Below are 12,429 nucleotides of genomic sequence, written 5' to 3' on the forward strand. Positions count from 1 at the left end.
TCTAATTAGTGTTTTGGAGAATGCTTCTTGTATGATTTAAAATCCACACTAAAAATTGTGCCTTCACCCGGTACGGACTTTAGTGAGATCTGGCCTTTGTGGACTTCAATAATTCTCGACACGATAGATAATCCGATACCATTCCCTTTTTGATTATTTTTATTATTCACTCTGTAGAACAGATCAAAGACCTTCGACTGGTCATCTACAGAGATACCAATGCCCTGGTCAATAAAATCGATCCGAAGATCCCCATTCTGCATGATAATTTCTACCGAGCAATATTTATTTGAAGAATACTTGCAGGCGTTCTCCATTAAATTTAAAAATGCAATTTGTAACAAATAGGGATTCCCGAAAAAATCATACATATTTTCTTCAGTATCTGCCCATCCATCCATATAATTGATCCCGACCCTGTAATCTGAATTTTTTTGTAACAAGGCTATTTTCGCATCAGCTAAAACTTCATCCAGGCGAAGATCTGTAAAGCTGATCTGTGAGACATCATAACTTGCCCTCGCAAAATCTAGTAAAGCTGAAGAAAGCTGTGAGGCATGCTGGGCGTCCTGCAAAGCATTGTCAATAGAATTCCTGTAATCTTCCAAGGTCACGTTCAACTCTTTTGCAAGTTCAAGTTCTGTGATCAATATCGCCAGCGGTGTCCGGAATTCATGTGAAATAGTCGTTACAAACTGTTTATGGCCATTAAATGATCTTTCCAGCCTGTTGAAGGTCGAGTTGAAAGTTTCCGTCAGTTCATAGATCTCGTCTTTTGCCTTTGGGACAACCAGTCTTTTATTAAGATTATGCTCAGAAATATCGCGGATCTGGAGAATAATATCTTTCAAAGGTTTCAGCGTATAATACGAAAATAGAAAACCAATGATGAAGATGATCACGATCGAAATGAAATAGATGATAATGATATCATATTTAAACTCGTCGATATGGGCTTTTCCCGTGATATCCACGGCACTTCCTATAATGTAATAACGCGCTCCATTAAACTCATATTTAATGGCCATATACTGGCGATCACTCCTTACCCAGGCTATTCTTTCCTTTTTACTTTTGATAAGTAGATCCAGATATTGCTTATTTTTTGAAGAAGGCCTGATGTCTGTAAACAGCAGTTTTTTATTACTGTCGTATACGCTTATATCTGCTTCATTGAGGATCTTCTTGTTTCGCTCGTGCAGTTCCCGGATCTTAGAATTGTTGATCTTGGCATCGAATATGAATTCCGATCTCCAGATGATCTTATAGCCCAGACGGTCATTGAACTCGTCTTCCCTGTTTTTCTCCGAAACGAAATATAATACATAGGCAAAAATGAAAAGGATCCCGGCGGTAAGTAAAGCATAGCTGAGTGCGGTTCTGGTGGCAATTTTCATATTATAATTGATCTGTAAATATGAAACCCACTCCAAGTTTTGTATGGATCAGTTTTTCATTAAAATCTTTATCGATCTTCTTTCGGAGATAGGCAATATAAACATCGATGTAATTGGTTCCCGTATCAAAATGATTACCCCATACATTTTCTGCAATCTCGTCGCGGGTCAGGATCCTTTCGGTATTACTCATCAGAAAAACCAGAAGTTTGAACTCTTTTGGGGTAAGGGCAATCTCTTTTTCGTTACGGAAGACACGGTTGGTATTCCTATCGACTTTAAGATCTTTATATTCAAGATGACGAGAAGGTCCGTTTTTTGCCGATGAGGTCGATTTCCTTAGTAAAACAGCTTTAATCCTTGCATAGAGCTCTCTGATCTCAAATGGCTTTACCATATAATCGTCGGCTCCCGCGTCAAAACCTTCTATCTTTTCATCAATTGTTCCAAGTGCTGTCAACATGATGATGGGGAGATCAGGATCTTTCTGTTTGATGATCTTACTCAATTCAATACCACTCATGTTCGGAAGCATAATGTCTGTGATTACAAGCTCAAACATGATCTTATCAACCATAACCAATGCATCTTCCGCATCTTCCGAAATATAGACCTGATAACCCTGGCTCTCCAGACCCCTCTTCAAAAGTGCGGAAACACGGGCATTATCTTCTATAATTAAAACCTTCATAAGAAAATTGTTTCCGGATAAATATCAGATCACCATCATCAACAAGCTAATGATCGATCATCCATTTTAAATTCTGTACAAAGGTATCTCATATTTTTGTTTTAAAGGTCTTTTAATGGATTTCTAAAGATCTTCTAATAGTTTTCTAACGATGATCCTTGATCCATGAACCTAATTTTGTCCCGTTGAAATCAACAAAACGGACGATACATTATGAACAAAAAATCTTTTAAGGCCGGACTGGCGATACTTACCATCATTGGACTGTCAGCTAAAATGGAGGCTCAGAAAAAAAATGACTTTAATAATCCGGGACTTACCCATTATCTGAATGACCAACACACCCGTTACATTTCTTTCAGCGGCTATGCGGAACTTTGGGCAAGATATACACAACTGAATCCGGGAAGTCTTATCAATGATCAGGCAAAATCCGATGTTTCCGATCTCTCCCTGAGAAGAGTAAGGGTAAAGATGACCTACAAACCAACAGAAAAATTAATGTTCGTTTTACAAACCGGGACGACTAATGTCAATATGAATGCAAAGGCCAGCAATTATATCGATCTTCTGGATGCGTATGCAGAATATGCCTTTAATGATAAAATCGCTGTGGGAGCCGGGCGTTCCACTTGGAGGGGGCTTTCACGACAGGCCCTTTAAATACGTTACTATACGACCTCCCTGCATATGCCACCTCCAATGCCGGAGCGACAGATTACACCGTGAGGGAACTGAGTGTCTATGCGAAAGGGCAACTGGGAAGACTGGATTACCGGCTTGTGGTCGCTGATCCTTATACAATGGCTACGGCGGAACCAAAGGTAAATGTTGCCACTTTCAGTAAAAATTCTCCGGGCAAAGACTTTTCCGGCTATTTCAGATATGCGTTTTTGGATAAGGAAAATATCACGACGCCATTCAACTCCGGGACTTATGGTGGTAAAAAGAATGTGCTGAGTATAGGGGCAGGTTTCGATTATATCCATAATGCCACGTGGCACAAAGACCTCAATAATAATGTCCAGAATGATGACATGCAGAATTATGCGGTCGACCTGTTCTACGATGCTCCGATCAATAAAGACAAAGGAACTTCCATTAGTGCTTATGGAATGGCGATGTACAATGATTATGGGCCCAACTATGTCCGTTACGTCGGAACAAACAATCCCGCAACTTCAGTGAATGCCTCACAAGCCAGCCTTAATGGCGCAGGAAACGCAATGCCGGTAATAGGAACGGGAAATACTTATTATGTACAAATTGGCGGAACACTGCCTTACTTCAATAAAGATAAAAAGAATCTGCAACTACAGCCTGCTGTCGGAATGCAATTGTCAGATCTTAAAGGACTTCACGACAATGCAATCGTTTATGATGCAGGAGTCTCATTATTGATGAACGGAATGTCCTCCCGTTTGACATTTGATGCTCAAAACAGGCCGATCTTCACCGGAGATGCGCTTAATAAAGGTGTTGTTTCCGACAGACAATGGCAATTCGTTTTGAAATACAGAATCGATTTCAATTAAAAAATATAAAATGGAAAGAAGAAAATTCTTAATGCGATCGCTTCAGGCGTCTGCCCTGATGCTGATCTCGGGAAGTATGTTTGCTTCAGTCTTCCCAAATCTAAACCCTGTAAAACCTAAAAAAATGTACGCTCACAATTTATTCTTTTGGTTAAAAAAAGATCTTTCTGAAGCAGAAGTGAAAAATTTCGAAAACTTCTTCGAAGGTCTTAAAAAATTACCTTACCAAAAAAACCTGCGATATGGCAAACCGGCAGGTTCAAGTCCGAGAACTGTTTTAGACAGCACTTACACTTATAATGCCTCAATGGAATTTGAAACGCTGGAGGCACTTGAAGCTTATGGAAAGCTCCCTGAACATCTTGCCTTGGTTCAAAAATACAAACCGATGTTCGAAAAGATGTTGGTTTACGACACAGTTTACAATTAAACTTAAATTAATATAATTCTTACAATGAAAAACATCATTAAAGGCATTAGCTTTGTTCTAGCCTTAAGCACATTTGGAATAATGAATGCACAAAACAAAGAGAACAAGAACCTCAGCATCAAGGTAAATAAGGAAGAATCGAAAGATTATATCCCTGCCGTAAGGTTGATCAATAATCCTGATGGCTCTTGCAGTTTCGAGAAAGGGAGAATCCCAACGTTGAAACATCTCAATACGACCACATTCTGGATGAGCAACAAAACCGAAGACTGGGAAAAAAATGCACATCCCGCCCCCAGAAGGCAATACGTTATAACTCTGAAAGGGAACATCAGATTTAAAGTTACCGATGGGTCAACCTTCATAATCAAACCCGGAACAGTCTTGCTGGCTGAAGACCTTAAAGGAAAGGGGCACAGCTGGGATATGGTAAAAAGCAAGGCTTGGGAAAGACTGTATATTCCATTGGATGAAAATGCAGATGATAATTTTGTCAAGAATGATTAATGTAATTTGTAAATAAACCAAAACAGGCTGCCCAAATTTTGGACAGCCCGTTTTTATTTGTTGGTATAAAAAAGCAAAATAGCTCAATATGATGAATTCGAAATATTTAATAGTAAATAGTGAAATTTAGTAGTAAAATGTACCACAAAATGAATTATATTGTAATTGATAGAATTTACTTGATTTCTATTAATAATAGTCAGAAAGTTCACCAATAATTCAACAGAAGCTTATGTTGATGAATATACAACATTTACGGACACTCAATTTGATTTTGTTACAGGCACCAGAACTGAAACCGATGATAAATTACGTTCAAACAAACCAGTGGCAATACGGAAAAAGAAAGTCTTAATCAGGCCATTGCAAAAAACAGGATATGAAATTTTCTGATAAAGATTTATATTAAAACCGAGGAGCAATAAGCTTCTGAAACGTCAGGTTTTCAGTTTGTTTTCATTAAGAATTAGTATTCCGATCCACAAAATATGGATGATTTTGGGTAAAGTTTTACATGGATTGAATTTCTTTTGGGTGACTTCATGGAAGTTGTAGGTTTTAACATGATGCTAAAAACTAATGATTACGTGTGTATTTGCGATTTATTATAAGGATCCAAAGTTTTAAATCCTTTTTGTAGATGTATACCAGATCGCTGATAACGATCACTTTTTTTCATACATTTACATAAAATTAATGACTTATGGAGAAGAAAGTAGTGCTTATTCAGGATAATGAACAAATATTAGAGGTTATGGATCACATCTTGACCAATGAAGGGTATGATGTGACCCCATCATTAACTACCGATCCGATTAAAGAGATTGAGGATATCAATCCTGATGTTGTGATTGTGGATGAGTATATTAAAGGTGATCAGACGGGAACCGAGGTGATTGAAGAGCTAAAGTCCGATCCTGCTACAGAAGACTTATCAGCCGTATTAACGTCCACCTCTCCTGAGTTATCTAAAAAGGCAGAACAATGCAAAGCTGATGACTATATTGAAAAACCTTTTGACATTGACGATCTGATTGATGTCGTTAAGAAAAATACTTAAACTTCCAAAGGTGCTGTGCAATTTTTTTAATTGAAAAATACGTACGGCATTTCAATTTTTCTCCAGACGAGTTATATCTTTTCCACTTATTTATCAGAATGACCCGCCATTATTAGTGGTCCTGCACTCAATTTAGTAGGTTCCTAACAAGGAAATAATGGGTTGTTGTGGTTTAGGATCAGCTATAGAAAGATCGTCTTTCAAACTTGCGGTTATTATTAACCCATGTATTATTTCCCATTTCAATTTAAACACGAAGATTCTCCTGCTGATCTTCAAGTTTTTGCTGTTTGCTTATACGGCATAGAATTTTTAAAGAACATTAAAAAAAGCTCAATTCAGCTCACTGAAGATCAGTATTGAGCCGTTCTATCATTGGAGATGTATTTGACTTCATTTAAGGACATCATTAGCTGAAGTAAAACCGCAATGCTCTATAAAATCTTACCGGATTGAAAGGATTTTTAAACATTTTTTCCCCTTCATTTTGGTATTTTTTTTAACTTGTAAAAAAATAAATCATGATTACAATCGGAATTATCGTTGCTATTTTGGCTATTGCTATCATTTGGGCAATCTCGGTTTATAATGGATTGGTAAATAAAAGGGCCAATGTGCAGGAAGGCTGGAGCTCGATAGATGTGTTTCTTAAAAAGCGAAATGATCTGATTCCCAATCTTGTAGAAACGGTAAAGGGTTATGCGTCACACGAATCTTCAGTTTTACAGAATGTAGTGGAAGCCAGGAACCTTTCCGGAAGAGCGCAGACGGCCAAAGAACAGGGCGCAGCGGAATCTACGATGCAAAATGCAATGATGAACCTGTTTGCCGTGGCAGAAAATTACCCTGACCTGAAAGCCAACAGTAATTTCATTTCTCTTCAGCAGGATTTGAACGCCCTGGAAGATGACATTGAAATGGCGAGAAGATATTACAACGGAAAAGTAAAGGAAAACAATGTTGCGATTGAGGTTTTCCCTTCCAACATGATTGCCAACGCTTTCAAATTTGAGAAAGCGGAATTTTTTGAAATTCAGAATGCGAGTGAGCGCGAGGTGGTGAAAGTTAATTTCTAACTTTTAATCATGAGATCCTATTACGCCAGTTTTGATGCTTTCCCTACAAGCAAAGGGGCTTCTACACATATTGATCACAGTTTGCAAGCTCTGTCGGAAATTGCGGATAAAGTAGATGTGTATTGCCTGCAAGGTAATTCCGCAATAGATACCAGGTTTGCGGCAAATGTAGAAATCCATCCTTTTTTTTTCGAAAATGATACTCAGAATTACCTGGAAAGAGCCCGGCTTTTTTCTGAGAAAGTCTACCATTGCACGGCACTTTCTCATGAAAAAGGAATTGGCCAGTTCCGTGATATCTGGAGCGGGCTTGGAATGATAAATCAGGCTCATCTCAAAACGGTTTTTGAAGTCAATGCGTTGACATCAATAGAATTGCCGGTGAGATTTCCGCTTTTAACACCTTCTCTCATTGCTGAAATCCGGAATATTGAACAAATTTGTCTTAAGGCCTGCGATCATATCGTAACGCCTTCTGCAGTCACCAAAAAGTATCTGACAGAAAAGTTTTCGATTGCTGAAGACAAAATATCGGTTATCCCAAATGGTGCGGAAACCGTTCCGACAATTGAAAAACCGATTGATCTTCCTACAGAATATATCGTTTATTTCGGTGCGCTGCAACCTTGGCAGGGATTGGATGTTTTGCTGAAATCTTTCCGGTATCTGCAAGATTATCAAAATTTAAAACTGGTCATTTGCTCTTCCGTGAAAGAAAAAGCAACCAAAGCTTATCATAAATTAATTGAAAATCTCGGAATCCAGGATCATGTTATTTTTAAATATGAACTGGAAAAAGAAGAGCTTTACGCCATCATCCAACATGCAAAAGCATCCGTTGCCCCGCTAAAATTTGGAGACAGAAACGTAGTACAGGGCTGTTGCCCCATCAAAATCCTGGAATCAATGGCCTGTAAAACACCAATTGTTGCAGCAGAACTGCCCGTAACCAAAGAATTGCTGACAGAAGATGAAGCTTACTTTTTCTGGCCGGAAGATGAATTGGATCTCAGCCGGTGCATCCGTTTTATTTTAGATAATCCGGAAGCGGCAAATGAGAAAGCTGAAAATGCATTCAACACATTCCAAGAGCAGTTTACCTGGAAACACCACAATCAAAAATTACAAAAAGTATATCAACATCTAATGTAAAACTATGGCAGAATATTATAATATCCAGTTGACAACGGAAGATATGGCGCCTATCGAGAGAGCACATCTGCACCGTGGTTTCAGTGCTAAAAAAACACCTCTGAAATGGATCAGATTTTTCAGGATGTGTGTGTTGCAACGTGAACTGTCCTTAAAAAAGAGAAAGAAGAAAACCACCACACTCTGGATTGGATTTTTTGCTGTTGCCGCTGCAGTGTTCTTTCTGGTTCCGGATTACTGGTTTATAATCAACATCATTTTGTTCGTGGTCGTTTTAATAATGGATTTGCGATACAGAAGAGAATTCAGAAAGAATTATACAGATGGCTACGACTTTTTCTCGGATTACTTTTCCGCCTTATTTACCTTGATAGAAGAAGAACTTCCACAATTGGGAACGATCCAGTTTACGGCCAATGTGAAGGAAACGCTGGCAGGTACGGAACATTTGAAATCTGCTCAGGATGCCACATTTGAAACACCCGGCTTCATTTCCGGTAAAGAAGAGTTTTACGAAAAAGAAATCGGAAAGGGATACTGTACTCTGAAAGATGGTGCAGAAGTCAGTTTCAGCTTTGTGGAAAAAGTGAGAAGACGCATTATCAAGAAGAGAGGAATCAGTGGGAAAAGAAAAACGAAGCAGAAATACAAATCCGTCTATCCTTTTATTCTGAAGCTGAAGCTTCCGAAATCCATTTATCAGCTGAAAAATGACATTGATAAATCTGATATCCAATTGGAAGAAGATGAGTCATTTTATTATATGAAAGCACGGCGGAAGTTTGATATTAAGGAAGAAAATCCTAATGATTACAGTGCCTATCAATACAATTCCACGCCATTGTTTTCTGTAGAATATTTTTCTTTGGAGGTGGTTAATTTGTTTAATATCTGCTACGGATGCTTTACCTTAAAATAATATGGAGAATATGGATCAAAATATAAATTGTCAGGAAAAATTAGGTTTGTTTCTCGTGGATGATTGTCCTGCTGTTGCCACGGAACAATGTACAAACTGCAACAAAAAAGTTTGCAAAAACCATATCTTCCTCCAGAATGAAAACGGCAAAAACCAAAAACTTTGTTTAACGTGTAAGGCCGTTCTGGATCCCAGGCTGACTTCCAAGATCGAATTATACTCACCGGACCGGCCTGTCTGGCGAAAAAAAATGATGAACAGGTTTCATGCAGAATATCCATTTCTGGTAACGATGGCAAGCCAGTACGGAGCATTGTTTGATACGGTTTTGTTCACAGATTTTTCCGATCACTCGGGTGATTCTTCACCTTTTGACAGTTAAATTCTATGAAACTGTTGCTGGTAACCCAAAATTATCCTCCGTCGAAAGGCGGAATGGCCGAATCCTGCGGAAGGATTGTCCGGAATCTGAAAAGAAAAGGTTGTGAAGTCCACGTCCTGCATTTTTCCAACCGGCAGAAGCCTTATGTGATAAAAACTGAAACCGGCGGAAACTACAGTGCACTAGGGATCTATGATACGGAAGAATATACGCTGAATCTGGCGACATTATTCCTGGAAAAGAGAAAGGAATTTTTGGATGTTGATGCAATTATTGCTTTTGGCGGATATCTGCCGATGATGTGGACGCCAGTCATCAGTCAGCTTTTTGAGAAACCTTTGTACACTTGTATCCGGGGAAATGATTTTGACGAAGGCTTATTTTCCAAGAAAAGAAATACACTTCTTTATTCCCTGGAACATTCGGAAGCGATATTGTCCGTCTGTAAGGATAAACAGGATAAAATCGCAAAATTGTTCCCTTCAAAAAAAGTATTTTACATGCCGAACGGAATTGATGCCTCTTTTTGGAATCTTAATGAAAACGAAAGAAACAAGGCCGATCAAAGAAAACAGGAATTAACGGACAAAAAGATTATTCTCATTGCAGGACAACTTAAATTTAAGAAGGGCATCCGCCATTTTATAGAGTCTTTTGATCAATTTCATTTTAAAAGTGATTACGAAATCTGGATGATCGGTGATCTGCCGGAAGAGGTTAAACTTTTTATTAATAATTTTGATTTGAATGTTAAACTCTTTCCGTTTGCCTCCAAATATGAGATGCGTAGTTTTTATGAGATGGCAGACGTCGTGTGTATTCCATCCTTGTATGACGGAATGCCTAATGTTTTATTAGAAGCCGGTGCATCGAAAAAACTGATTATTGCTACTGAAGTTGGCGGGATTCCGGACGTCATAGTGCATGGAAAATCAGGGCTTTTATATCATCCTTTGGAATCCAATGCACTCCTGGATGTTTTGATTCGCTATCACCATTTAGCCGAAGATGAAAAAGAATTAATGCAAAATGAAATTCATAACACTGTTTGTCAAAACTTTACAGAACGAAACGAAATACAAAACTACCTAAATCTATTTTTAATATGAAAAAAATTACAATCCTGTTTTTAGTGTCTTTTTTAAGCTTACATTCATGTAAGAAGGAAGCTCAAACCAGCAATTCCCCAACTACTGAGAAAACAGAAACGAAAGGCAGCAGCTATTCTGCAGACTATATTATTTCTGATAAAGAAGGAAAAGAAATCGCTGGTTTTACGGTAAATCCTCCGAAAGTTCAGTTTGGGTCAGAAACTTTTACCGCAAAAGAAAAAGAAGATAAAAGGAAATATTACAGCAATGGCACACAGCGGTATGAAGTAAAGCTAAAAGATGATACATACAAGCTGAGAGATGCAGGTTCCAAGCTTCTCTGGAAAGTAAAAACCTATCCGGACAAAATCAAAATTGCTGATAACGAAGAGAATCTGAATCCTTACGAAGTCAAAAATAACAACGGAGCGATAGAAGTTTCTAAAGACGGAAAAGTCATTAATACAATGAAAATTACAGGAAATGAAATCTCTGTAAACGGACAGCCTGCTTATAAAATTTCAAAAACGTCGGACAGTTTTGCTTTGGGAATACTGAGTATAGATCAGATTCCGATGGATCAAAGATTATTACTTCTTACCGAATTTCTATATCAGAAAAAGTGATACTGATTTATGCATATGGTTCAGGATTAGGTCATCTCAAAAGGGTGGCCTCTTTTCTGAAAAGCCAGAATTATGCTCCGGAACACTGTATTTTGCTGACCAACTCTAAATTTTCAGAATTTTGGGAATCGGGATGGAATGTAGTTCAAAAAGAAGATTTGTTTTTCTCTTCAGCTGAATTTTTGTTTTTTATCGAAAATTTAATTTCGGAAAATAATATCCATTCTTTTATTGTGGATGTTTTTCCTGCCGGGTTTTATGGTGAATTATCTTCATTATTAAATTATTTTCAAGGGAAAAAGATATTGCTGTCGAGGATCTTATCGAATTCTTATTTTGAAAAAAATTCTGATATCCCTGATTTTGACGAAATTTTCGTCATGGAAAAAGGGGTAGATCTCTCCCGGATCCGATCCGGAAAAATACTATATTCGGATAACCCGGAAAATGTTTTAGAAGAAATGTCTATACCGGTTAAAATGCCTTATTATCTCATTATCCATAGTCAGCCCTTAGCGGAAGTGCTTCATCTTTATAAGCTGGCCAATATGTACAGGACCAATCAGAAAATTATCATTTTAACGGCTACTGCTGTTCCGCAAGACAATACCAGCACTGAAGATTTAGTTCTATATCAACAAAAACCATCTCAATCTTTGCTGGACAATGCGGAGAAAATATTTTCCGGTGCAGGCTTTAATACCTTTCATATGTTGGTTCCGTACCAAAACAAATGGATTTGTAATCCTTTTCCAAGAACATTTGATGACCAATTTTTGAGAAAGGCTACTCATTATAAAAAAGACTAATTTTTTGATTAAAAAAGGTGATTAAGGTTCAATATTTTCCCGGTATTTCCAGATTTCCGGGAATATAATTGATAGCGGATTGAACTGTTCGTCAGATCTCTTTTTCCGAAATCTTCAAAAAACTTCCTGTGAGTATCAGGTACAGTTAAAGATCAATAGCATAAGTTGTGAGTTACTTTACAGAACCGGGACTATTTACGATTCGATTTCCTTATATGCTGAATATCAATAAATTTTAGTACTTTAGATCAACATAAAAATGACCTTATGAAAAACAAATCTCAGGTATTACTATTCATTGGAATAATCGCTTTGGCGATAGGTGGCTATCTTTATTTCCAGGCAGATGGTGACGCGGTCAATCGTAAAAATATGGAAATTGCTACCACTGCAACTACTGCGGAAGAGGCTGCCAAACAGATTTCTGCGAACAACCAAAGTGAAATCGGCGGCAATTCGGCAGCCATGTTTTTACTGGGTTTAGGCGGTGTACTTACACTGATGTCTATCATCAGCATGATGAAGAAAAAACAGGATAATTAGTTTTTGAAGATTAAGATTAGAACATTTTTTTCTGTAGAAATTGCTGTCATTTTAACCTTTTGGTAATCTGACCGGAAGCATCGATGGTATTGGCCTGTAAGTTTTGAACATGCTTAATGATTATAAAAAGTACGAACTATTCGGAAAAACGCTGATGCAGAAAATTGATCTGAAAGCGCCTTTCAAATATGATTTCCTAACTCCAGACAGA

15 protein-coding genes are annotated in these 12,429 nt (G+C 37.8%); 13 read left to right on the forward strand and 2 right to left on the reverse strand.

All coding sequences use genetic code 11. The features are described 5' to 3' along the window. Positions 1-5 precede the first annotated feature (5 nt). Both AC0N32_RS04615 and AC0N32_RS04620 read right to left on the reverse strand, forming a co-directional pair. Positions 6-1,397 carry a sensor histidine kinase gene (locus AC0N32_RS04615; protein WP_476392687.1) on the reverse strand — a complete coding sequence of 464 codons (1,392 nt, stop codon included), beginning with the start codon at positions 1,395-1,397 and terminating at the stop codon, positions 6-8. A gap of 1 nt (position 1,398) precedes the next feature. Further along, positions 1,399-2,088 (reverse strand): response regulator transcription factor, encoded by a 690-nt coding sequence (locus tag AC0N32_RS04620; RefSeq protein ID WP_476392688.1) that lies wholly within the window; start codon positions 2,086-2,088, stop codon positions 1,399-1,401. A 213-nt stretch (positions 2,089-2,301) separates the two neighbouring features. Between AC0N32_RS04620 and AC0N32_RS04625 the strand changes: the two genes are divergently transcribed. From AC0N32_RS04625 to AC0N32_RS04685, 13 genes are all read left to right on the forward strand, one after another. Further along, complete coding sequence (locus AC0N32_RS04625) at positions 2,302-2,751, forward strand: porin (RefSeq protein ID WP_476392689.1); 450 nt, start codon at positions 2,302-2,304, stop codon at positions 2,749-2,751. Further along, entirely contained in the window at positions 2,721-3,623 is a 903-nt protein-coding gene (locus AC0N32_RS04630; RefSeq protein WP_476392690.1) for a hypothetical protein, read from the forward strand. The genes AC0N32_RS04625 and AC0N32_RS04630 overlap by 31 nt, the downstream gene beginning before the upstream one ends. Positions 3,624-3,633: 10 nt before the next feature. Next, the gene (locus AC0N32_RS04635; RefSeq protein ID WP_476392691.1) at positions 3,634-4,053 is read left to right on the forward strand and encodes a Dabb family protein; all 420 of its coding nucleotides are present in this window, start codon (positions 3,634-3,636) and stop codon (positions 4,051-4,053) included. Positions 4,054-4,077: 24 nt separating this feature from the next. Then, on the forward strand, positions 4,078-4,560 hold the full coding sequence (locus AC0N32_RS04640; protein ID WP_476392692.1) for a cupin domain-containing protein: 483 nt from the start codon (positions 4,078-4,080) through the stop codon (positions 4,558-4,560). A 703-nt stretch (positions 4,561-5,263) separates the two neighbouring features. Further along, positions 5,264-5,620 carry a response regulator gene (locus AC0N32_RS04645; protein WP_476392693.1) on the forward strand — a complete coding sequence of 119 codons (357 nt, stop codon included), beginning with the start codon at positions 5,264-5,266 and terminating at the stop codon, positions 5,618-5,620. A 521-nt stretch (positions 5,621-6,141) separates the two neighbouring features. Then, positions 6,142-6,696, forward strand: coding sequence for a LemA family protein (locus AC0N32_RS04650; protein WP_476392694.1), 555 nt, complete (start codon positions 6,142-6,144; stop codon positions 6,694-6,696). Between the two features lie 9 nt (positions 6,697-6,705). After that, positions 6,706-7,848: a glycosyltransferase family 4 protein gene (locus AC0N32_RS04655; protein WP_476392695.1), complete on the forward strand. Its 1,143-nt coding sequence runs from the start codon at positions 6,706-6,708 to the stop codon at positions 7,846-7,848. Positions 7,849-7,852: 4 nt separating this feature from the next. After that, entirely contained in the window at positions 7,853-8,767 is a 915-nt protein-coding gene (locus AC0N32_RS04660; protein WP_476392696.1) for a hypothetical protein, read from the forward strand. Between the two features lie 10 nt (positions 8,768-8,777). Next, a complete protein-coding gene (locus AC0N32_RS04665) occupies positions 8,778-9,149 on the forward strand; it encodes a hypothetical protein (protein ID WP_476392697.1) in 372 nt (123 codons plus the stop codon). A 5-nt stretch (positions 9,150-9,154) separates the two neighbouring features. Next, positions 9,155-10,258 (forward strand): glycosyltransferase family 4 protein, encoded by a 1,104-nt coding sequence (locus AC0N32_RS04670; protein WP_476392698.1) that lies wholly within the window; start codon positions 9,155-9,157, stop codon positions 10,256-10,258. Next, the gene (locus tag AC0N32_RS04675) at positions 10,255-10,866 is read left to right on the forward strand and encodes a hypothetical protein (protein WP_476392699.1); all 612 of its coding nucleotides are present in this window, start codon (positions 10,255-10,257) and stop codon (positions 10,864-10,866) included. The genes AC0N32_RS04670 and AC0N32_RS04675 overlap by 4 nt, the downstream gene beginning before the upstream one ends. Next, positions 10,863-11,675 (forward strand): hypothetical protein, encoded by an 813-nt coding sequence (locus AC0N32_RS04680; RefSeq protein WP_476392700.1) that lies wholly within the window; start codon positions 10,863-10,865, stop codon positions 11,673-11,675. The genes AC0N32_RS04675 and AC0N32_RS04680 overlap by 4 nt, the downstream gene beginning before the upstream one ends. Before the next feature lie 267 nt (positions 11,676-11,942). Beyond that, on the forward strand, positions 11,943-12,218 hold the full coding sequence (locus AC0N32_RS04685; protein WP_476392701.1) for a hypothetical protein: 276 nt from the start codon (positions 11,943-11,945) through the stop codon (positions 12,216-12,218). Positions 12,219-12,429 lie beyond the last annotated feature (211 nt).

The sequence above is a fragment of the Chryseobacterium endophyticum genome, from assembly GCF_056333165.1.